The 20,963-nt window shown below is 35.6% G+C and carries 23 protein-coding genes; 19 read left to right on the top strand and 4 right to left on the bottom strand.

The window, feature by feature from the left end:
- The first annotated feature begins 125 nt into the window (after positions 1-125).
- From gcvH to tsaB, 18 genes are all read left to right on the top strand, one after another.
- Positions 126-506: a glycine cleavage system protein GcvH gene (gene gcvH / locus MWU65_RS00115; protein WP_247074591.1), complete on the top strand. Its 381-nt coding sequence runs from the start codon at positions 126-128 to the stop codon at positions 504-506.
- A gap of 7 nt (positions 507-513) precedes the next feature.
- Positions 514-885: a VanZ family protein gene (locus tag MWU65_RS00110; protein WP_247074590.1), complete on the top strand. Its 372-nt coding sequence runs from the start codon at positions 514-516 to the stop codon at positions 883-885.
- A gap of 66 nt (positions 886-951) precedes the next feature.
- Positions 952-1,671, top strand: coding sequence for an energy transducer TonB (locus MWU65_RS00105; protein ID WP_247074589.1), 720 nt, complete (start codon positions 952-954; stop codon positions 1,669-1,671).
- A gap of 262 nt (positions 1,672-1,933) precedes the next feature.
- Positions 1,934-2,734, top strand: a complete 801-nt coding sequence (locus tag MWU65_RS00100) for an energy transducer TonB (RefSeq protein ID WP_247074588.1) — start codon at positions 1,934-1,936, stop codon at positions 2,732-2,734.
- Between the two features lie 154 nt (positions 2,735-2,888).
- On the top strand, positions 2,889-3,788 hold the full coding sequence (gene cyoE / locus MWU65_RS00095; RefSeq protein WP_247074587.1) for a heme o synthase: 900 nt from the start codon (positions 2,889-2,891) through the stop codon (positions 3,786-3,788).
- 55 nt (positions 3,789-3,843) lie between these two features.
- Positions 3,844-4,425, top strand: coding sequence for a cytochrome c oxidase subunit 3 (locus tag MWU65_RS00090; protein ID WP_247074586.1), 582 nt, complete (start codon positions 3,844-3,846; stop codon positions 4,423-4,425).
- Between the two features lie 165 nt (positions 4,426-4,590).
- Positions 4,591-5,583, top strand: coding sequence for a cytochrome c oxidase subunit 3 (locus MWU65_RS00085; protein ID WP_247074585.1), 993 nt, complete (start codon positions 4,591-4,593; stop codon positions 5,581-5,583).
- A gap of 50 nt (positions 5,584-5,633) precedes the next feature.
- Positions 5,634-6,074 carry a cytochrome C oxidase subunit IV family protein gene (locus MWU65_RS00080; protein ID WP_247074584.1) on the top strand — a complete coding sequence of 147 codons (441 nt, stop codon included), beginning with the start codon at positions 5,634-5,636 and terminating at the stop codon, positions 6,072-6,074.
- Positions 6,075-6,138: 64 nt separating this feature from the next.
- Positions 6,139-6,765 (top strand): hypothetical protein, encoded by a 627-nt coding sequence (locus MWU65_RS00075; protein ID WP_247074583.1) that lies wholly within the window; start codon positions 6,139-6,141, stop codon positions 6,763-6,765.
- A gap of 20 nt (positions 6,766-6,785) precedes the next feature.
- Entirely contained in the window at positions 6,786-7,514 is a 729-nt protein-coding gene (locus tag MWU65_RS00070; protein ID WP_247074582.1) for an SCO family protein, read from the top strand.
- Entirely contained in the window at positions 7,507-8,046 is a 540-nt protein-coding gene (locus tag MWU65_RS00065) for a DUF420 domain-containing protein (protein WP_247074581.1), read from the top strand. The genes MWU65_RS00070 and MWU65_RS00065 overlap by 8 nt, the downstream gene beginning before the upstream one ends.
- Before the next feature lie 11 nt (positions 8,047-8,057).
- Positions 8,058-8,270: a hypothetical protein gene (locus MWU65_RS00060; RefSeq protein ID WP_247074580.1), complete on the top strand. Its 213-nt coding sequence runs from the start codon at positions 8,058-8,060 to the stop codon at positions 8,268-8,270.
- Between the two features lie 147 nt (positions 8,271-8,417).
- Positions 8,418-9,122 carry an ABC transporter ATP-binding protein gene (locus tag MWU65_RS00055; RefSeq protein ID WP_247074579.1) on the top strand — a complete coding sequence of 235 codons (705 nt, stop codon included), beginning with the start codon at positions 8,418-8,420 and terminating at the stop codon, positions 9,120-9,122.
- Positions 9,112-10,341 (top strand): ABC transporter permease, encoded by a 1,230-nt coding sequence (locus MWU65_RS00050; RefSeq protein ID WP_247074578.1) that lies wholly within the window; start codon positions 9,112-9,114, stop codon positions 10,339-10,341. The genes MWU65_RS00055 and MWU65_RS00050 overlap by 11 nt, the downstream gene beginning before the upstream one ends.
- Before the next feature lies 1 nt (position 10,342).
- Positions 10,343-11,605 carry an ABC transporter permease gene (locus MWU65_RS00045; RefSeq protein ID WP_247074577.1) on the top strand — a complete coding sequence of 421 codons (1,263 nt, stop codon included), beginning with the start codon at positions 10,343-10,345 and terminating at the stop codon, positions 11,603-11,605.
- Positions 11,606-11,638: 33 nt separating this feature from the next.
- Positions 11,639-12,769: an efflux RND transporter periplasmic adaptor subunit gene (locus MWU65_RS00040; protein WP_247074576.1), complete on the top strand. Its 1,131-nt coding sequence runs from the start codon at positions 11,639-11,641 to the stop codon at positions 12,767-12,769.
- A 27-nt stretch (positions 12,770-12,796) separates the two neighbouring features.
- Entirely contained in the window at positions 12,797-14,128 is a 1,332-nt protein-coding gene (locus tag MWU65_RS00035; RefSeq protein ID WP_247074575.1) for a TolC family protein, read from the top strand.
- A gap of 81 nt (positions 14,129-14,209) precedes the next feature.
- A complete protein-coding gene (gene tsaB, locus MWU65_RS00030; protein ID WP_247074574.1) occupies positions 14,210-14,893 on the top strand; it encodes a tRNA (adenosine(37)-N6)-threonylcarbamoyltransferase complex dimerization subunit type 1 TsaB in 684 nt (227 codons plus the stop codon).
- A 51-nt stretch (positions 14,894-14,944) separates the two neighbouring features.
- Here tsaB and MWU65_RS00025 read toward each other — a convergent pair whose 3' ends face one another.
- The 4 genes from MWU65_RS00025 to MWU65_RS00010 form a co-directional block, all read right to left on the bottom strand.
- Positions 14,945-15,769 carry a mechanosensitive ion channel domain-containing protein gene (locus tag MWU65_RS00025; protein ID WP_247075375.1) on the bottom strand — a complete coding sequence of 275 codons (825 nt, stop codon included), beginning with the start codon at positions 15,767-15,769 and terminating at the stop codon, positions 14,945-14,947.
- A gap of 79 nt (positions 15,770-15,848) precedes the next feature.
- Positions 15,849-17,891, bottom strand: a complete 2,043-nt coding sequence (locus MWU65_RS00020; protein ID WP_247074573.1) for a thioredoxin domain-containing protein — start codon at positions 17,889-17,891, stop codon at positions 15,849-15,851.
- A 139-nt stretch (positions 17,892-18,030) separates the two neighbouring features.
- A complete protein-coding gene (locus MWU65_RS00015) occupies positions 18,031-18,231 on the bottom strand; it encodes a dodecin family protein (protein WP_247074572.1) in 201 nt (66 codons plus the stop codon).
- A 61-nt stretch (positions 18,232-18,292) separates the two neighbouring features.
- Positions 18,293-19,195, bottom strand: coding sequence for a NifU family protein (locus tag MWU65_RS00010; protein ID WP_247074571.1), 903 nt, complete (start codon positions 19,193-19,195; stop codon positions 18,293-18,295).
- Between the two features lie 112 nt (positions 19,196-19,307).
- Between MWU65_RS00010 and MWU65_RS00005 the strand changes: the two genes are divergently transcribed.
- Positions 19,308-20,333 (top strand): type IX secretion system membrane protein PorP/SprF, encoded by a 1,026-nt coding sequence (locus tag MWU65_RS00005; protein ID WP_247074570.1) that lies wholly within the window; start codon positions 19,308-19,310, stop codon positions 20,331-20,333.
- Positions 20,334-20,963: the final 630 nt, after the last annotated feature.

Here is a 20,963-nt window from a genome sequence, read left to right as displayed (position 1 = left end):
AAAAATTATTGATGTCTCCTCTAATTGTCAATACCCAAAAAAGAATATACTATTTTTCAAATTAAATAATTTCCAAATCATATATAATCTGTTACATTTGTGGTGTTAATTAAAACTAAGCTAAGATGAATATACCATCAGAATTAAAGTACACAAAAGATCATGAGTGGGTTAAAATAGATGGCGATGTAGCCACTGTTGGGATTACAGATTTTGCACAGGGAGAATTAGGAGATATTGTTTATGTAGAGGTTGAAACTTTAGATGAGACCTTAGATAAAGATGAGGTTTTTGGAACTGTTGAGGCTGTAAAAACTGTTTCTGATTTATTTTTGCCGCTTTCAGGAGAAATTATAGAGTTTAATGAGTCGTTGGAAGATGAGCCAGAAAAGGTGAATACAGATCCTTATGGAGATGGTTGGATGATTAAAATTAAATTGAGTAATGCTTCTGAAGTAGACGATTTAATGAGTGATGCGGACTATAAAGAATTAATTGTTGGTTAAAAAACCATTGTATACCATATTATTTATAAGCTGGGTAGTGTTTGTAGCATTCCTCAGCTTATTTTCTTTTTCGGGTACAGATTTGCCAACAGTGCAAATTCCTCACCTTGATAAGTTAGTTCACTTTACTTTCTATTTTGTTGCAAGTGTTTTGGGTACCTTAGCTATAAAAGAATGTAGTGGTTCTCCTAAAATTGGGAAGCGGGTAGTGTGGTACTTGGTTGGGTCTCTAATTGCTTATGGCATAATTATTGAGGTATTACAAAGTAAATTTACTGCTACTAGAAGTGGGGAAATTTTAGATTTTGTTGCGAATACCATTGGTGTTTTTGCAGGAATCATTGTCGCTAGATTCTTATTTTTAAGAAAGGAATATTAAAATGAAAAAATTAATTGCTTATTTAAAGATAATTTTTTTAAATTAGCAATCACTAAAATTAAAGTTATGGAACCGAAAAAAAATCCTCAAGCAGATTTAACAAAGAATAGTGGTCTATATTTTGCAATAGGCTTAGCTGTTGTTATGTTTCTTGTATGGCAAGGACTAGAGTATAAGAAGTACGACGATGAATCTATGTATGATTTTACGCAGCAAGTAGATGATATGCTAGATGAAGAAGTTCCTATGACCCAACAGCTTAAAACTCCACCACCTCCACCACCACCAGCAGCGCCTGAGGTGATTGATGTTGTTGAGGATGAAGTGGAAATTGAAGAGACAATTATTCAAGATACAGAATCTAATGAAGAAGATGTTGTAGTAGAGGTAGATGATGTTGTAGCTGTAGAAGTAGAAGTAGATGTGGATGTTCCATTCTCAGTAATTGAAGATGTACCTGTATTTCCAGGTTGTGAAAAGGAAAAGAAAAAAGGTGCAAATGCATTAAGAGAGTGTTTTAATGAGCAAATGAATAAGCATATTCGAAAGAATTTCCGTTATCCAGAAATCGCTCAAGAAATGGGTGTTCAAGGGAAGGTAAATATCCGATTTGTAATTCAAAAAGATGGTTCAATAGGGCAAGTACAAATGCGTGGACCAGATAAAAATTTAGAGAAAGAAGCAGCTAGAATTATTGGGTTGCTTCCTAAAATGACACCTGGAAAACAAAGAGGTAGAGCCGTTCGTGTTCCATTTAGTTTGCCAATAACGTTTAGATTACAGTAATTTAATTTACTTTAATAGAAGATAAAAATCCGAGCCGTAAGGTTCGGATTTTTTTGTTTCTAAGGCTGCTGACTAAAGCCTACTTTCCCGTTTTCATAGTACTAAGCAGAGCTTTTTGGTTTCAACTTTTAGAAAGCCCTAAGGACCAATATTCCTTTGTAATGGTGTAGGGTAGTAAAAAAACAAACCCCAAGTCTAAACTTGGGGTTTTTGGTACGCTTCTTGTGTTTTAACATAATTATAACAAATAAAAATATAAATTATGAAAACAAACACAGAGAAATCTGTTACTACCCACGGCAATGGGAGTAGCAGTGAAGCAACCAGTGGTGGCCTTAAAAAAGGCAAACACGATGCAAATTTACGAAAAAACAGCTTTATTAATTTTCAAATAGGCCTAATAATTGCTTTAGTCCTAGTGTACGCTGCCTTAGAATCTTCTTATGCAATTTTTGATAAGCCAGAAATGGCCATAACGGAAGAGGATGATTATATTCTTGAGTTTTATCCAGATACAGAGAATTTGAAAATAGAAAAGGAACCCAAAAAACAACAAAAAGAATTTAAAAAGCGTACTAATCCAACGGAAATTGAAATTATTGATGATGACACGCCAAAACTGCTAGAATCCCTTATTGAAAATACAGAATCAAATCCAGAGGATGTAGTTGATCTTGGTGAACTGGAATATGTAAAAGAGATCAAAGATATCGAGATTCCAATAAACGTGGTGGAGGAAGTTCCTATTTTTCCGGGATGTGAGAAAGTTGATAAGAGTGAGCGGTTCAATTGTTTTAATGAAAAAATGCAAAAACACGTAAAGCGGTATTTTAATTATCCAGATGATGCCATAGCATTGCGGCAACAAGGTAGGGTGAGTGTGTTGTTTAAAATTGGTGCTGACGGGGTAATCAGGGATATAAAAATGCGCGGTCCAGCAAAATCTTTAGAAGGAGAGGCAGAACGTATCATAAGTAAGTTGCCGGTTATGACGCCAGGTAAACAACAAGGAAAGCCTGTGATAGTAAAGTATGCAATCCCTATTAATTTTAAATTGGAATAATTGCGTGAACTGTTTAAAATCCTGTCTACAGCCACTGTAGACAGGATTTTTTGTGCTTTCTTTTGTTTCTTTGGGACAGCAGAAGATAAACCTTCGTAATTCGTTGTAAAGAAATCAATTAGGTTATATCTTTGCAATCCATTAAAAAAGAAGGATGAAAACTGCGGTTGGTACGGCAAAAGAAACCACAAAGGTTTCTGCATTTGCAGACTTTAAGGAAATTACGAAAGCAAGACTTGCTATTAGTGTCGTTTTTTCTTCAATTGCTGGTTATCTTTTGGGTGCTACTTCCATTGACTATACTGTGCTTTTATTATTGATATTTGGTGGTTATTGTATGGTAGGTGCTTCAAATGCCTTCAATCAAATCATAGAAAAAGATTTAGATGCCTTAATGGATCGCACAAAAAACAGGCCAATTCCCGCCGGAAGAATGTCTGTAAATACTGCGCTCATCATAGCAACTTTAATGACCCTAGCCGGGATCGTAGCCTTGTATTTTGTAAACCCAAAAACAGCGATGTTTGGGGCTATCTCTATATTTTTATACACCTGTGTGTATACGCCTTTAAAAACAAAAACGCCACTAGCTGTATTTGTAGGTGCTTTTCCAGGGGCAATCCCGTTCATGTTAGGTTGGGTTGCAGCCACAAATGAGTTTGGTATAGAACCCGGAACCTTATTTATGATTCAATTTTTTTGGCAATTCCCTCATTTTTGGGCCTTGGGTTGGATGTTAGATGAAGACTATAAAAAAGGTGGTTTTAAAATGTTACCTACCGGGAAAAAAGACAAAGGAACTATCATGCAGATTATAATGTATACCATTTGGATGATGGTGGTATCCGTTATTCCAGCCTTTGGAATCACTGGAGATTTGCATTTGTCGGTAGCTGCAGCCATACTCGTTTTTTTAATGGGGGGCATTATGTTGTTTTTTGCGTTTCGCTTGTTTGAAAATAGAGACAATGCCGCTGCAAAAAAATTAATGTTGGCAAGTGTAATTTATATTACTCTTATGCAGATTGTGTATGTTATAGATAAATTTGTATAAGGATGTTTTAGGCAGCCAAAAGGTTGTCTTTTTAAAAATTTGAAGTATTTAGATAATGGATTTGACTCAGAAATCACAGAAAGAAAAGACCGATAATGCTAAAAAAATGATGCTATGGTTTGGGATTATTAGTTTGGTAATGGCTTTTGCAGGTTGGACTAGTGCGTATATAGTAAGTAGTTCTAGGGAAGATTGGTTAGCAGATTTTGATCTGCCAACAGCTTTTTTCTGGAGTACACTCATAATCATTATAAGTAGTATTACTTATTTTCTGGCAGTGCATTCAGCTAAAAAGGATAAAGCCTCACAAGCATCTGCTTTTTTATGGTTCACATTGGCATTAGGGATTTCATTTATTGTACTACAGTTTCAAGGGTTTTCCCAATTAATAGGAGCGGGGTATTATTTTACAGGTGCAACTAGTAATATAACAATGTCGTATATTTTTTTAATTGCAGTTGTTCATATTGTGCATGTTGTTGCAGGGATAATATCGCTTTTGGTTGTGATTTTTAATCAAATGAAAGGAAAATACTCGGCTTCAGAGGTGGTAGGTATGGAAATAGGTGCTACATTTTGGCACTTTTTGGATTTGCTTTGGGTATATTTAATTCTATTTTTCTATTTATATCGATAATAAATAGAAATAAAGTTAATTTTCAGTGAAAATTTGATTTTTGAATAGACGAAAAAAATGTATTTTTGCGAAATAAAATTGAATTTCAGATACTGAAATTTGATTTGCTTTAAAAATAATGGAGCGTAGTAAAGCGTTCTTTACTTTATAAATTTTAAATTGTATATGGATACTACGGTTAAAACAGGTACAGAAGAGAATGTTTGGGGCGGAGGAAGTGATAAGAAGCCATTAGGTGCAAGCTATGGTAAAATGATGATGTGGTTTTTCATCGTTTCAGATGCATTGACCTTTTCTGGGTTTATAGCATCTTACTCTTTTGCTAGATTTAAATTTGCTGATAGCTGGCCTATTGCAGATGAGGTTTTTACCCACATTCCGTTATTTCACGGGAATTACCCCATGATTTATGTTGCTTTTATGACATTTGTATTAATTATGTCATCAGTAACAATGGTTTTAGCAGTGGATGCTGGCCATAAAATGAAAAAGAATAGTGTTATCTGGTACATGTTCTTTACCGTTATTGGTGGGGCAATATTCGTAGGTTCACAAGCTTGGGAATGGGCAACCTTTATCCAAGGAGATTATGGTGCTATTGAAACCAAAGGGGGAAGAATTTTACAATTTGTAAAAGCTGATACCGGAGAAAGAGCTGCCTTGAAAGATTTTGCAACCCCATTGGACGAAGAGCGAATAGATCATACCAATAGTAAAGGAGTGTGGTTTTTTGGTGAAACTACCTTGCCTTCATTTTCTGTAAACGAAGTTGTAACTGGTTTTAAAGCGAATCCAAACATCCTAGTTCGTACAGAGGATATTGTTCAAGAAGGAGAGCGAAAAGGACATAAGACACTGCTAAATAGATCAGAATCTTTAGAGCGGTTAGCAGGCTCTAAGTATGTGGTAGAAGGTGCTAACTTAATACACAATGAATATGGAAATAGGTTGTTTGCAGATTTCTTTTTCTTTATTACAGGCTTTCACGGTTTTCACGTACTTACGGGGGTATTGATAAATATCATTATTTTCTTTAATGTTATCTTGGGTACCTATGAACGAAGAGGGCATTATGAAATGGTAGAAAAAGTAGGGCTATACTGGCACTTTGTAGATTTAGTATGGGTATTTGTATTTACTTTCTTCTATTTGGTTTAATTGAAGTTGAAAATTAGTATTGGGTTAAGCGTAAAAATAAAAAGTATAAAATGGCACACGAACATAAATTAGAAATTTTTAGAGGACGTTGGAAGTTTAAAAATAACATTCAAAAAATTTGGGGAGTTTTACTTTTCTTAACGATAGTTACAGCAGTTGAAGTAGTGTTAGGTATTTATAAACCAGCAATGTTTATGAGCCCGTTTATCGCTCCTTTTGAGCCTGGGTTTTTTGGTTCTTCTATGAATGTTATCTTGTCTCCATTTATATATATGAAACCTTTAAATTTAATCTTTATAGTATTAACGCTTGTAAAGGCGTATTATATTGCTTGGGATTTTATGCACTTGCGTGATGAAACAAAAGGCTTGCGTAGAGCAATCGTTTGGACGCCAGTCTTTCTTATTGCCTATTTGGTATTTATTCTATTGGCAGAAGCAGGTTATATTTACGATATTTTAGGTTCTGAGTTTGTAAAATGGAATTTTTAAAATGAAATGATTTAACAATATTTAAAGACGGTTTTTAAACCGTCTTTTTTATTTTTGTAACAATATGAAAAAAGTATTCGTAATGGTAGTTTTATTTATTCTACCAATAGTTGCCTATTTGTTTTTTGCCTCTGGTGTACATAATTTTGGAAGGTTACCAACGCTGACGAAATCCGTGAGTGAATTAACCGCCATAACTACAGATATACGCTTAGAAGATAATATTACAATACTCGGGTTTTTAGGACATCAGGTTGAACTTAAGAAGGGTAATGCTTTTAATTTAAATCAAAAAATCTACAAGCCCTTTCACGAATTTAAAGATTTTCAGTTTGTAATTATTGTTCCTCTGGGGGAAGAGGCAGCGGTTGAGGCTCTAAAAAATGAACTAGCTAATTTAGCGGATATCAAAAAATGGAAATTTGTTTTTGCAACAGAGCCACAAATAAAAACATTTTTCACTCAACTAAAAACAGACCTTAACCTAGCATCAGATTTAAGTACGCCTTATGTCTTTGTCATTGATAAAGATCGTAATTTACGTGGTCGTACTAAAGATGAGGATGTGGGTACAAAATATGGATTTAACACCTCATCTGTAGCCGATCTAAACAATAAAATGGAGGATGATGTTAAGATCATCTTGGCAGAGTACCGGATGGCACTAAAAAAGAATAATGCAGACCGTTAACAAGAATTAAAGAACTACTGATGAAAAAAGGGAATTATACATATGTTTGGGTTTCTTTTGTTATACTAGTTTTTGGAATTATTTTTATTCCAAAAATAATAGAAAGAGTTAAAGAAGGTACTGTTGTTGAGAACGACCGGATGAACATTAAGGATAACAGGGGTGATCTTGCGTTTGTAGAAATTAATGGTAGTAAAAGAAGGGTGCCAGATTTTACCTTCTTAAATCAAGATAGTTTGGTTATAACCAATAGAGATTACCTAGGGAAGGTATATATCGTTGAATTTTTCTTTACTTCCTGTCCTTCTATTTGTCCTATTATGACAAAAAATTTGGTGCAAATTCAAGGTGAATTCGACGAATTTGAAAATTTTGGAGTGGCTTCTTTTTCTATAGATCCTGCTAATGATACGCCTACGGTATTAAAAGAATATACCGAAAAATATGCGATTACCAATTTAGATTGGCATTTGATGACTGGCGACAGAGATAAGATCTACGAACTTGCTAATACTGGTTTTAATATTTTTGCGGCAGAAAATCCGAATGTCGAAGGTGGTTTTGAACACTCTGGGATGTTTGCATTGGTAGATAAAAGAGGTTTTATTCGTTCTAGAGTAGACCAGTTTGGAAACCCTATTATTTATTACCGAGGCGCTATTTCTGCTCAGGAAGGGGCAAATGAGGAAGGGGAAACAGAGCAAATAACAATACTGAAAGAAGATATTAAAAAATTGTTGAATGAGTAAGGAAGTGGGTGTAAGCCAAAAGGAAAAGAATTTTAATAAAATTATTACGGTAGTTTCAATTATAGTACCTGTTGTAGTAGCCCTTCTTTTTGGAGTTAAAATACCAAATGTTGAGCCGTTGACCTTTTTACCCCCAATCTATGCCACAACAAACGGTTTAACTGCTATGCTGTTAATTGCTGCCGTTTTGGCTATTAAAAATGGAAAAGAAAAGTTGCATCAAAATTTAATGACATTTTGTGTGCTGCTATCCTTGGCCTTTTTAATGATGTACATTGCTTATCACATGACCTCTGAGTCAACTTCTTTTGGTGGAGAAGGTTGGGTAAAGTATATTTATCTCACAATTCTTATTTCGCATATTATCTTATCCATTGTAATAATACCACTTGTAATGAGGACCTATGCAAAGGCGTATTTAAAACAATACGAGGCGCATCGGAAACTTGCAAAAATAACCTTTCCAATTTGGCTGTATGTAGCAGTTACAGGAGTTGTGATCTATTGTATGATTTCCCCTTATTATGTGTAAATAACTTTAAAATGAAAAAAATAGCTTTCTTGTTTTTTGTAGGATTATTGCTTCTTCCGCAACTGTCTGAGGCGCAATGTGCCATGTGTAGGGCAGTACTCGATAGCGAAGAAAACAGAGCGGCAGCTGAAGGGGTTAACAATGGTATTGTATATTTAATGGCAGTACCTTATGTGCTAGTCGCAACTATCTTTTATTTTGTCTATAAAAAGATGAAATCCTAATTTTAACATTTTTTTTACATTTTTTCTGTAACAACTTCATAGTTTGGTAGTCTTACCAATGTATTGGGGCTAAATCAGTTTGAGTTTTTCCTTGTGTCAATTCAAATAATGGGTGCCAGTATTTCATCAATCCTAAAATAATAAACAATGATAGAAATTAAAAATCTTCATAAATCCTATAAAATGGGTAGTAATACACTACATGTTTTAAAGGGGATAAATTTTAATGTAGAAGCGGGAGAATTAGTAGCCATTATGGGATCATCAGGTTCAGGAAAATCTACCCTTCTAAATATTTTAGGGATGTTAGATGTTTTGGATGAAGGTTCGTATACCTTAGATGGGGTTCCCATTATCAATCTTAACGAAACCAAGGCGGCACAATACAGAAATAAATTTTTAGGTTTTGTCTTTCAATCGTTCAACCTTATCAATTACAAGAACGCTATGGAAAATGTAGCCCTTCCTTTGTATTACCAAGGAGTGGGTAGAAAAGAACGTCAAGAAAAAGCCTTAAAGTACTTGGAGCAGGTTGGTTTAAAAGAATGGGCAGGTCATTTGCCTAGTGAATTGTCTGGGGGTCAAAAACAACGTGTTGCCATAGCAAGAGCGCTAGCAGCCGAACCAAAAGTACTTATGGCAGATGAGCCAACAGGTGCATTAGACAGTAAAACATCCTATGAAGTAATGGATCTTATTCAGAAAATTAACGATGCAGGAAATACCATATTAGTGGTTACTCATGAGCCGGACATCGCTGCCATGTGCAAGCGTATTGTTCACTTAAAAGATGGTGTAATTGTCGAGGATAAAAAAGTTGATCAAGTAAGAGCCTCAGAGTATGTTCAGTAGAGATGCCTGGAAAGAAATTTTCGAAACTATTCAAAAAAATAAACTCAGAACATTTTTATCTGGTTTTACTGTAGCTATAGGTATTTTTATCTTTGTGGTGTTGTATGGATTTGGAAATGGATTAACAAATACATTTAATAAATTTTTTGGAGACGACGCTACCAATGTTCTTTTTATATACCCTGGAAATACTTCGGTGCCCTATGCTGGTTACAAAGCCAATCGTAGAATTGAATTTGACAATAGCGATTTAAAGGATATTGAAGAAAATTTTGCCATGTTCATTGACTATGTTACACCTCGGATAAATGGAAATGGGATGGTCAAATATAAGAACGAATCTAATGGTTATAGAACAAGGGCAGTAGGGCCTTCTCATCAATATAATGAGAAAACCATTATGATGAAGGGGCGCTTTATAAATGATTTAGATATTGAAAATAAAACAAAATATGCAGTAATTGGAAGGCTGGTAGAGGAAGATTTATTTGGCAGAGAAAATGCTATTGGAGAATTCATAGATATCACAGGTAGTTCTTATAAAGTAATAGGTGTTTTTCAGGATGATGGCGGAGACAATGAGGAGCGGATGATATATATTCCCTATTCAACGAAGCAACTCATAGATAAAAACACAGATAAAATAAACCAAATCATACTTGGTTTTAAGCCTCAAATAGGATATTCCGGGGCAATGACCTTAGAAAAAAGTATTGAGAAATTTTTGAAGAGTAAGAAGTTTATAAACCCCAATGATCAAAATGGAATCTTTATAAATAATGTCGCAGATAATTTAAAGCAGAACCAGCAATTGGCAAAAGTGCTGCAATTAATTGTTTCCTTTGTGGCCTTGGGAACTATCATCGCCGGAATTATTGGGATTAGTAATATTATGGTTTTTGTGGTTAAAGAACGCACCAAAGAATTAGGGATAAGAAAAGCATTAGGAGCAACCCCTAAAGCGGTTATTGGTACCATTCTTTTAGAGTCTATTTTTATAACAACAATCTCTGGTTTTTTTGGAATGATGATGGGTGTTGTACTATTGAGCTCTATGGGTGAAAAGTTAGAAGCTTATTTTATAACAGATCCATATATAGATATGGGAATTGCAATTTTTGCAACCATACTTCTTATCATTTGTGGAGCAATAGCAGGGTATGTTCCTGCTAGAAAAGCAGCTAGAATAAAACCAATTGTAGCTTTAAGAGACGAATAATATGAGATTTATATTTGACAGCAATACTTGGCAAGAAATATTTGGTTCTATTGGGAAGAATAAGACCAGAACTATAATAACCGTCATTGGGGTGTTATGGGGGATCTTTATTTATATTGCCTTAGCAGGAGCAGCAAAAGGTTTAGATAATGGTTTTGAACGTGCCTTTGAGAGTACTGCAATGAACAGTATGTTTGTGTGGGCCCAAAGTACGAGCATGCCTTACGAGGGGTTTAAAACAGGTAGACCACTGCAGCTTAAGCTTAAGGATGTAAATACGCTAAAAAATAGAATCCCTGAGATTCAGTATATAGCCCCTAGAAATGCGAAAGGAGTGTTTGGCGGAGCACCTGCAACCGTGGTTAGAGGTCAGAAAACAGGAACCTCACCTGTGTATGGCGATTATCCAATTTATACCAAAATAGCTACAAAAAAAATATTTGATGGCGGCCGCTTTATTAATGATGCGGATATAGATCAGGCTAGAAAGGTGGTTGTTATTGGAGAACGAACACAGAAAGAGATATTTGAAATAGGTGAAAATCCTATTGGAGAATTTATAAAAGTAGATAATATTTATTTTCAAATTGTAGGCGTACATAAGTTTATCCCAGGGGGAGGCTTTGAAAGTGAGACAGACATGTATATTCCTTATACTACTTATAAAAAATTATACAACACTGGAGATAATGTAGATTGGCTTACCATTGCGGCCTATGATGATGCAGACGTAATACAAGCGGAAAAAGATGTCAAGAATGTCTTGAAAAGTATCCATAGGGTAAATCCAGATGACGAAAGGGCTTTTGGAGCTTTTAATTTAGGTGAGATCTTTAAAAGAATTACTGGTTTTGCAAAGGGACTTACCTTTTTGTCTCTTATTGTTGGTATTGCTACTATTTTGGCTGGGGTTATAAGTATTGGGAATATCTTATTAATCTCTGTAAAAGAAAGAACAAAAGAATTGGGCGTAAGAAGGGCGTTGGGTGCAACACCTAGTGAAGTTCGAAATCAAATAATACTAGAATCGGTTTTTCTAACCATCGTGGCTGGTATCCTTGGAATTATTTTAGGAGCTATGGTGCTAAGGCTTATTGACTACCTAACTCAAGGAACCGATTTCCCATATACCAACCCAACCTTGCCCATACCTTATGTTTTGGGAGCACTTGCAATAATGGTGATTTTAGGAACTTTAATTGGTTTAATTCCAGCACAAAGAGCTGTAAGCATAAAGCCTATTGATGCATTAAGAGAAGAGTAAAACAAACAACTATAAATAACTAAATAAAACACAATGAACAAAGTAGTAAAATATATATTAATAGGAGTGGCGGTCTTAGCTGCATTATGGGCTATTACCTTCTTTATTAAGACCAATAGCAAGTCTTCTATTGAGTTTGAAACTAAAAAACCGTTTATAGCAACTATCGAGAAGAAATCGGTAGCAACTGGTAAAGTAGTGCCAGAGGAGGAAGTAGAAATTAAGCCTCAGATATCTGGTATCATCGATAAAATATACCTAGAAGAAGGTGTTGAAGTAAAATCTGGTGACCTAATTGCTCTGATAAAAGTTGTTCCTAACGAGCAATCTTTAAATCAGGCTAGTGGTAGGGTTAAGAATGCCCAGTTAAGCTTGAGTAATATTAAAATCGAATTTGAAAGAAATAAATCGCTATTTGATAAGGATGTTATTTCTAGTCAAGATTTTAATACCGTTAAACTCCAGTATGATCAGGCGTTACAAAACCTATCTAATGCACAATCCGATTATCAAATTATCAAAAAAGGTTCTGCTGGTGGCTCTTCTAGTGCCAATACTAATATTAGAGCTACTGTAAGCGGTACAATACTTGAAATTCCTGTAGAGGTTGGGGATCAGGTGATTGAGAGTAATAACTTTAATGATGGTACAACTATAGCATCTATTGCAGATTTAAAAAAGATGATTTTTGAGGGTAAGGTAGATGAAGCAGAGGTTGGAAAATTGAAAGTAGGTATGCCGCTAAAAGTAAGCTTGGGTGCTATTGATAACAAAGAGTTTGATGCTACCCTTCGGTTTATAGCTCCTAAAGGAGTAGAGGAAACTGGAGCTGTTCAGTTTAAAATTGAGGGTGAAGTTGTTATTGATGATAATTTTATGGTTAGAGCTGGTTATAGCGCTAATGCTTCTTTAGTGTTGGAGAGTAAAAAAGATATAATGGTTATACCAGAAGCCTTATTGCAATTTGATAGAAAAACAAACAAGCCTTATGTTGAAGTTTCTATTGGGGAGCAACAGTTTGAGCGCAAGGATATTGAAATTGGAATTTCTGACGGTGTTAATGTGGAGGTGGTTTCTGGACTTACAGAGAATGATGAGGTTAAAATCTGGAACAAAACTGAGCCAATTAAGAAGGGTGATGAAGCGGAAGAAACAGAAAAATAAAAGATAAGAAATCATCAATTTATAATTATGAAATTAAAGATAACTATACTATTATCTCTATTGGCCTTGGGGTTGGTTAGCGCTCAAGAAAAAAAATGGAGTATTGAAGAGTGTGTTGCCTATGCTTTGGAAAACAATTTAACCATAGCACAGTTGCAATTACAATTGGAGAATACCAAAATAGGAGAGTCTGATGCCTTTGGAAATTTCTTACCCAGTTTAAATGCTTCTTCTAACGGGTCATGGAATAGAGGATCAGGATTTGATCAGACGACCAATGAAAGAATATCAGGAACATTTTTCTCCCTAAACGGAGGAGTGTCTTCGGGAGTCACTCTTTTTGACGGGTTACGAAACGTAAATACCCTACAGCGAGCCAAGCTAAGTACTATTGCCAGTCAGTATCAATTGGATGATATGAAAGATGATATTGTACTTAATGTGGCCAACTCTTATTTGCAAGTATTATCGAGCAAAGAGGCTTTAAAGGCAATTGAACTACAAATTACAATTGCAAATGAAGAGTACGAGCGTACCAAAGAATTGGTTGATGCAGGCGTACTTCCTAAAGGGAATTTACTAGAATTGGAAGCAACCATTGCAACTTTAGAACAGCAGCAAGTAAGTGGTGAAAATAACGTGCTTTTAAACCGGTTGTTTTTAGCACAGTTATTGCAAATTACGGATTATGAAAATTTTGATATTGCCGATGAAAGTTATGAAGTTCCCCCTTCTGATGTTTTTAATTATTCCGCAAATGAAATTTATGGAAAGGCTTTGTCTTATAGAAGTGATATAAAATTAGCGGAAACAAATATTGAAATCGCAGAAAAGGATGTAAAAATAGCAAAAGGTGCTTTATATCCTAGGCTAGGCGCATCCATTGGATACAACACAAGTTACTCTAGTTTTGTGCGTAAATTATCTGGCGCTAATTTTGGGGATCAGTTGACTGAAAATGATGGTATTGGTTATGGAATGAATTTGAGTATACCAATCTTTAATGGATTTAGTGTAAAGAACGGTATTAAGCGGTCTAAAATTAACTTAGAGTCCTCCAAATTAAGAGCAACACAAGATAAGTTGGCTTTAGAGGCCAATGTAAATCAGGCGTATTTAGATGTGAGGTCTTTTGCTAAATCGTATGAAGCAGCACAGAAAACCTTGGCGGCTAGAAAACTAGCATTTGATTTTGCCAAAGAACGCTACAATGTTGAATTGATGAATGCGTTCGATTATAGTCAGGCGCAAAGCAGATTAGACAATGCGGAGATCGATGTTATTCGTGCCAAATACGATTATATTTTTAGAATTAAAATATTGGAAATCTATTTTGGATTGCCCATCACCTTAGAATAGGCATAAAAAAAGTACCCTAAAGTCCATTAAGAATTACTCTTAATGGACTTTTTTCAGTTTAAGACTTATCTTTGCAAACCTATGGCATTGATTTTAAATATAGAGACGGCAACCACCAATTGTTCTGTAAGTGTGGCAAAGAATGGTAAGCTACTATCCTTAAAGGAGTTTGATAGCGCAGGCTATTCACATGCAGAGCAGTTGCACCTTTTTATTGTTGAGGTTTTGGAAACTGCTGGGGTGGTAATATCAGACCTAAACGCTATAGCGGTTAGTAAGGGCCCAGGTTCTTATACGGGTTTGCGCATTGGTGTTTCTGCAGCTAAGGGTTTGTGCTTTTCGTTAGACATCCCTTTAATTGCGGTCCCTACACTGTCTAGTATGGCGCATCAGCTCACTTTGGGTAAAAGTGAAGTTGTAGTCTCAGTTTTAGACGCAAGGCGTATGGAGGTGTATTCTGCCGTGTTTGATGCTGATTTTAATCAGATACAAGAAACAGAGGCCAAAATAATAGATGAAACTTCGTACCAAGATATCCTAGACAGCTATAAAACCATATATGTTATTGGGTCTGGGGCACAAAAGATAAAAGACACTTTGCGTAATGATGTTTTGAAGTTTCTGGTAGATGCCGTTCCATCTGCCAAAGAAATGTGTTCGTTATCGCACCGCAGTTTTGAGGCGTCTGCCTTTGAAGATGTGGCCTATTTTGAGCCCTATTATTTAAAAGATTTTATGGTGCAAAAACCAAAATCAAAAAAATAGCCTCATTTAAATGTATCTTAAATGAGGCTAGTGACAGTGTTTTATTTTGTATTACTTAAGTGCATTTTGTACCACACGTTGCGGAAACGGAATTTCAATATCGTTATCGTCGAACCTGTGTTTAATTTCTTCCAAAACATAAAAATGAGCTGCCCAGAAATCTGCATTATTAGCCCAAAATCGCAAGGAAAGGTTTACGGAGCTGTCTGCTAATTCATCTACATAAACTTCGGGCATAGGCTCCTTGAGGATGATCTCTTTTTCGGAACAAATTAGCAATAGAATTTCTTTTGCTAATTTAATATTAGAAGTATAACCAATTCCTACTGTAATCTTATCTCTTCGGGTGCTTTCTACGTTGTAGTTTACAATATTGTTGTTTGATAATTGTCCGTTGGGGATAATTGCAATTTGATTGCCAAAGGTATTTAGTTTTGTCGTAAATATTGAGATCTCTTTTACAGTTCCGTCTACACCTTGGGCTGAAATAAAGTCGCCCACTTTAAAGGGTTTAAACAATAAAATTAAAACACCGCCGGCAAAATTGGCGAGGGATCCTTGTAAGGCCAAACCAACAGCTAAACCGGCAGCACCGATTATAGCGACTAACGAAGATGATTGCACTCCTAATTGGGTAATTACCAAGACAAATACAATAACCTTTAATGCTGCTTTGATAAAGCTTTGTAAGAAAGTTTCTAAGGTAGGATCGTAGTCTTTCGCCTCAAAAAATTTACGCACTATACGGTTCACGAATTTACTTACCCAAAGGCCAACAATTAAAATGATTATGGCAACAATAAGATTGGGTAATACCTCCCAAAATTTATCGATAAACTTTTGCGCATGCTCTTCGTAATCCATCAACTTATCCATCATATTTATTTTTTTAAGACTGCAAAGCAAAGAATTTTTAAACTCTTTTGCACAGGCTTTAACATTATTTTTAAAACTTTTAGTCTGTATATGTCAGTTGCTGTAAGGCGGCAGTGGCCTCCGTCTGTGGTAATTTGCAACTTCCGTGTTGACATACATATATAAGGGTGTTGTTAGGATCATGCCGGCCTTGTAGCAGCTCTAATTTGCTAGTTTTTGCTGTGCCTGCTAAGATGGCATTGGGCGTATAAGACGCGTGTAACTCTTTTGCCTTTTTACGGTAATCTTTGCCAACTATAGCAATCTCGTAAAACGGCAAATCTTGCTGTAATGCCAATTGCAACCAATTTGCATAACTGCCCCCATTTTCATGAAAATGCTGTTGTACGTTCTTTACCATATGAGATGCTTTCTGTGCATAATTTTCATTGGGAAAATATTTAGAGAGTACAAAAAGGTTTTTAGCCATGATAGAGTTTGATGCCGGGATTACATTGTCTGTTGTCTCTACAGTTCTTCTAATGACAAAGGTATCCTCTTGAGATGTAAAGTAAAACATGCCATTGCTGCTGTCGTAGAAATTGTTTAGGCAATAATCGTTGAGGTCTTTGGCGATTTGTAACCACGATTCATCAAAGGTTACTTGGTATAAGGCGATGTACGCTTCAATTACAGTGGCGTAATCTTCTAGAAAACCATTGATATTGCTCTTGCCATTTTTATGATTTCTATAAATACTATGGTCTTTTTTAATCATTTTGGTTTTTAGGAATGCGGCATTTTTTAATGCGATATTTAGGTATTCTTCATCCCCCAAATAGGTGTAGGCATCAATTAAACCCTTTAACATTAATCCGTTCCAAGAAGTAAGGATTTTATCGTCTAGCCTGGGTCTCTTCCTATTGGTTTGCTCCTCTTTTAAGATCGCTTTGCATTCTTCTAAGGTAGTTGTTAGCTGCTGCTGTGTTATCTTGTGTTTTTGGGCGACTTCGCTATCCGATTTGTTGCGTATAAGCACATAGTTTTGATGTTCCCAAAGTCCGTAATTGCTAATATTGTAATAGTCTTTAAAAATTTCGAAGCGGTCTGCTAGTAAGGCTTGTAGTTTTTCTTTTTTCCAAACATAATAGGCACCTTCTTCTAGTGTTCCTTTTTCTGTATAGGAATCTGCGTCTAGGGAGGAATAAAAAGCATATTCTTTGTTCATTAACTCCCTTGTGGTAAAAGCAATGGTTTCCTGAACGACTTTCTTATACAGCGGATTGTTTGTGGCCGCATAAGCTTGGGCGTATAAGCTGGTTAACTGTCCGTTGTCGTACAACATTTTTTCAAAATGAGGAATATGCCATTTGGTGTCTGTGGCATATCTTGAAAATCCACCTCGTACGTGATCATAAACGCCTCCGTAAGCCATTTTCGTTAAACTGGTGTTGGTGTACTCTAAAATAGCAGCATCTTCTGTTGCAGTACCATAATGCAACAGAAAGTTGTAGTTGGCGGGCATCATGAATTTTGGAGCTTGTTTGTTTCCACCTAAAGTAGTGTCAAAATGCTGTGACCAATTTTTTACTGCCGCATCCAATTGTTGCATACTGTAACTTGTGGCTTCCGCTTTGGTCTCTACTAAATTTACAGATTTTATACCTTCTGCTAGTTTGTCTGCATATTCCGTTATTTTGGACTTGTCCTTTAGGTACAGATTAGAGAGTTCGGTTAAGGATTTTATCCACTTGTCTTTTTCTACATAAGTAGCGCCCCAAAAAGGTTTTCCATTGGGGAGTGCAACAATGTTTAGCGGCCAACCACCACTACCCGTCATCATTTGCAAGGCATCCATATAAATATGGTCTATATCCGGGCGTTCTTCGCGGTCTATTTTAATGTTGATAAATTTTTCATTCATCATGGCGGCAACCTCTTCGTCTTCAAAGCACTCTTTTTCCATGACATGGCACCAATGGCAAGCGGCATACCCAATGCTTATTAATAAAAGTTTATCCTCTTTTTGTGCCCGCTCCAATAGTTCTGGACTCCAGGGATTCCAGTGTACCGGATTGTGAGCATGTTGCAGTAGGTACGGACTGGTTTCTGTCACTAAGGCATTGGTGTATTTGTGTGTCATTCCTGGTTTCTTTTGACCTTGGCACCCCACGACAATTAGAGCGAAAAAAGTAATTAAAAAGCTATTTTTTGCCATTGTATTTTATGAAAAAGGCGCCTTTAAGAAAGACGCCAATGAATAGTATTCCACTATAAAATTATTATTTTACTTCAAAGGTGATTTTAACATTCACCCTGAATTCTGATACTTCGCCGTCTTTTACAATCGCACTTTGCTCTTTTACATAGACAGATTTAATGTTTTTGACCGACTTAGATGCCTGTACCACTGCTTTTTTTGTTGCGTCTTCCCAACTTTTGTCTGAGTTAGACAATACTTCAATTACTTTTAAAATAGCCATAACTAATAGGGTTTATATTTCCTTAAATATAATGAAATATAATTGAAGTATAAAATGAAGACTAACCGTTTACGGCTACAACCTCACTTATTTTGTCGCCCATCATGTTTTTAAGCATGTTTTCTATCCCGTTTTTAAGGGTAAAAGTAGAAGACGGACAGCCACTACATGCACCTTGTAAGACCACGTTTACTATTTTGGTGTCCACTTCGTAAGATTGGAATAGAATATTACCTCCATCACTGGCAACTGCGGGTTTTACATATTCTTCTAAAATATCGATAATTTCATTAGAAATATCATCTAAGTTTTTACTTTTCGATTGACTAGTAGGAGCTTCTTCTTTTTGTTTGGCAATGCTATTGGCAGAAACCACTTCTTTGCCTTCCAGTAAGAAATTTTGAATGCGTTCCCTAATTTCAATGGTAATTTCATTCCAATCTGCCGCTTCTGTCTTTGTTATAGAAACATAATTTTCATCTAAGAAAACTTCTTTTACAAAAGGAAAGGCAAACAATGCAGTTGCCAATTCAGAATCTTTGGCTTCCTCACTATTTTTAAACTCAAAAATAGTAGGAACAATTAGTTTGTTGGCTACAAATCGCATTGCTGCAGGATTTGGAGTGTTTTCTGCATAGACGGTTGCAGGTACACTTTGTGGATCAGACTCTTCATGAACAACCGCTTCACCACTATTTAAATACTCTACCAATTGCTGTGCAACTTCTTCGCGCACATCATCCCAAGCTACAATATCAAAGCGCTCTAGGGCAATAAAATTACCCGAAATGTAAACCGTTTTAATAAAGGGTAAATAAAATAATTGCTGCGCCAAAGGAGAGTTTTTAGCGTCATCAATATTCTTGTATTCATAACTATTATTTTTAGTTATAAAGTGATTTGTTTCAAACTTTAATATGGCCGGATTTGTCGTTGTATACGTCGTTATGTTGTGTTCTTTCATCTTAAAAGTAATTTTTACAAAAGTACAAACAAAATCAATCATACCATCCATAGATAATAATATTGTGGTTATAAACGTTTTACTATATATTTGATACTTTGAGCCCTATTTTATGAAACAATTTGTATTCGCCTTATTCTCTCTTTTGCTATTCGGTAATAGTACGGTAGCCGCACAAGAGGGAATCCCTGTTTATTTTGATTATTTATCGGATAATTACTATTTAGTGCATCCATCAATGGCTGGAATAGGTGAAGGGGGTAAAATACGGGCCACCATCCGAAAACAATGGTTTGATGTAGAAGATGCACCCAACCTCCAAACCATAAATGCACACTATAGAGTGAACGAAAAAAGTGGGGTAGGAGCTATTATTTTCAATGATGCCAATGGCTATCATTCGCAAACAGGATTAAAATTAACCTATGCACATCACCTGCGATTTTCTAGAGATTTAAGAAATTTAAATCAAATCTCTTTTGGGTTAAGTGCCGGTTTAATGCAAAGTAATTTGGATGAGAGCGAATTTAACTCAGTAATACCAGATCCTATTGTTACCGGAGGAAATATCAGTTCTTCCTACTACAATATGGATTTAGGAGTTTCCTATAATTTTATGGAACTATACGCACACGCCACTGTTTTAAATGTTTTAAATAGCAAGCGTAATGTATACTATCAAAACAGGCAAGACCAAGCCAATGTAGCTGTGGTAGACAACCTAAGGCGCTATTTGATTTCTGTTGGGTATGTTTTTGGTAAAAGCGATTGGCTGTTAGAGCCTTCCGTTATGTTGCAGATGACCGATTTTACCAAGGAAAAAACCATAGATATGAATGCCAAGGTGTATAAAAAAATGGATTTTGGTACCGTTTGGGGCGGGATCTCTTACAGACGTAGTTTTGATGGCGCTTTGTATCAAAACAACAGTGGAGGAGTTAAAGAACAACGCTTGCAATTGGTAACTCCTATTGTTGGGGTTAATTACAATAACTTTTTAGTCTCCTACAATTATTCGTATCAAATGGGAGATATCCGATTTGACAATGGTGGCTTTCATCAAATTACCTTAGGGTATAATTTCGGACAGGTTTCTGAAAATAAGTACGATTGTAAATGTCCTGCCGTTAATTATTAAGTTTTTAGTACAAAGTAAGAAGTTGAAGGACTAAACATTTGCATTAATTTTTAACCAACAACCAACATATAACCGCGGTTGCTTCCCATTTTCATAGGAGAATTTTAAGAAGTTTTTAGTTTCAATAGGTTCTAGATACATTTTTCGTTTCATTTTATTCCACAAAAAACACTCGAACTGACTACTTTATACTAATTTAATTTATAGTTCAACTGTCACTTCGAGTGAATTATTTTGGAGCAGTAGTGGTAAAATATTTAGTATCGAGAAGTCAATGTGTTCAAAAGGTTCTCGATACATTTTTTGTTTCATTTCATTACACAAAAAACACTCGAACTGACTACTTTGTACGATTTCAAATTATAGTTCAACTGTCACTTCGAGTGAATTATTTTGGAGCAGTAGTGGTAAAATAATTAGTATTATGAAGTCAATGTGTTCAAAAGGTTCTCGATACAAAATTCTGAAAGTAGAATTTCACTCGCCCCGGATGGTCGGGAGACATATTGGTGCTTTCCACTTTTTAAGCGAGGATAAAAAAACGACCTACAAAAACAGAGCGTAAAACTTGAAGTGAGGTTTCGTTAAAAATAATCCGTCTTGTGATGAATTCAAATGCAATTTGAAGAA

The sequence above is a fragment of the Cellulophaga sp. F20128 genome, from assembly GCF_023015805.1.
In the GTDB taxonomy this organism is placed as follows: Bacteria; Bacteroidota; Bacteroidia; order Flavobacteriales; family Flavobacteriaceae; genus Cellulophaga.
Note: the sequence above shows the minus strand (reverse complement) of the source record. Positions and strands in the feature narration are given on the sequence as shown.

Coding starts and splice junctions, on each gene's coding strand:
- gcvH (WP_247074591.1), top strand. CDS start 126: ATGAATATACCATCAGAATTAAAGTACACAAAAGATCATGAGTGGGTT.
- MWU65_RS00105 (WP_247074589.1), top strand. CDS start 952: ATGGAACCGAAAAAAAATCCTCAAGCAGATTTAACAAAGAATAGTGGT.
- MWU65_RS00100 (WP_247074588.1), top strand. CDS start 1,934: ATGAAAACAAACACAGAGAAATCTGTTACTACCCACGGCAATGGGAGT.
- cyoE (WP_247074587.1), top strand. CDS start 2,889: ATGAAAACTGCGGTTGGTACGGCAAAAGAAACCACAAAGGTTTCTGCA.
- MWU65_RS00090 (WP_247074586.1), top strand. CDS start 3,844: ATGGATTTGACTCAGAAATCACAGAAAGAAAAGACCGATAATGCTAAA.
- MWU65_RS00085 (WP_247074585.1), top strand. CDS start 4,591: ATGGATACTACGGTTAAAACAGGTACAGAAGAGAATGTTTGGGGCGGA.
- MWU65_RS00080 (WP_247074584.1), top strand. CDS start 5,634: ATGGCACACGAACATAAATTAGAAATTTTTAGAGGACGTTGGAAGTTT.
- MWU65_RS00075 (WP_247074583.1), top strand. CDS start 6,139: ATGAAAAAAGTATTCGTAATGGTAGTTTTATTTATTCTACCAATAGTT.
- MWU65_RS00070 (WP_247074582.1), top strand. CDS start 6,786: ATGAAAAAAGGGAATTATACATATGTTTGGGTTTCTTTTGTTATACTA.
- MWU65_RS00065 (WP_247074581.1), top strand. CDS start 7,507: ATGAGTAAGGAAGTGGGTGTAAGCCAAAAGGAAAAGAATTTTAATAAA.
- MWU65_RS00060 (WP_247074580.1), top strand. CDS start 8,058: ATGAAAAAAATAGCTTTCTTGTTTTTTGTAGGATTATTGCTTCTTCCG.
- MWU65_RS00055 (WP_247074579.1), top strand. CDS start 8,418: ATGATAGAAATTAAAAATCTTCATAAATCCTATAAAATGGGTAGTAAT.
- MWU65_RS00050 (WP_247074578.1), top strand. CDS start 9,112: ATGTTCAGTAGAGATGCCTGGAAAGAAATTTTCGAAACTATTCAAAAA.
- MWU65_RS00045 (WP_247074577.1), top strand. CDS start 10,343: ATGAGATTTATATTTGACAGCAATACTTGGCAAGAAATATTTGGTTCT.
- MWU65_RS00040 (WP_247074576.1), top strand. CDS start 11,639: ATGAACAAAGTAGTAAAATATATATTAATAGGAGTGGCGGTCTTAGCT.
- MWU65_RS00035 (WP_247074575.1), top strand. CDS start 12,797: ATGAAATTAAAGATAACTATACTATTATCTCTATTGGCCTTGGGGTTG.
- tsaB (WP_247074574.1), top strand. CDS start 14,210: ATGGCATTGATTTTAAATATAGAGACGGCAACCACCAATTGTTCTGTA.
- MWU65_RS00025 (WP_247075375.1), bottom strand. CDS start 15,769: ATGGATAAGTTGATGGATTACGAAGAGCATGCGCAAAAGTTTATCGAT.
- MWU65_RS00020 (WP_247074573.1), bottom strand. CDS start 17,891: ATGACACACAAATACACCAATGCCTTAGTGACAGAAACCAGTCCGTAC.
- MWU65_RS00015 (WP_247074572.1), bottom strand. CDS start 18,231: ATGGCTATTTTAAAAGTAATTGAAGTATTGTCTAACTCAGACAAAAGT.
- MWU65_RS00010 (WP_247074571.1), bottom strand. CDS start 19,195: ATGAAAGAACACAACATAACGACGTATACAACGACAAATCCGGCCATA.
- MWU65_RS00005 (WP_247074570.1), top strand. CDS start 19,308: ATGAAACAATTTGTATTCGCCTTATTCTCTCTTTTGCTATTCGGTAAT.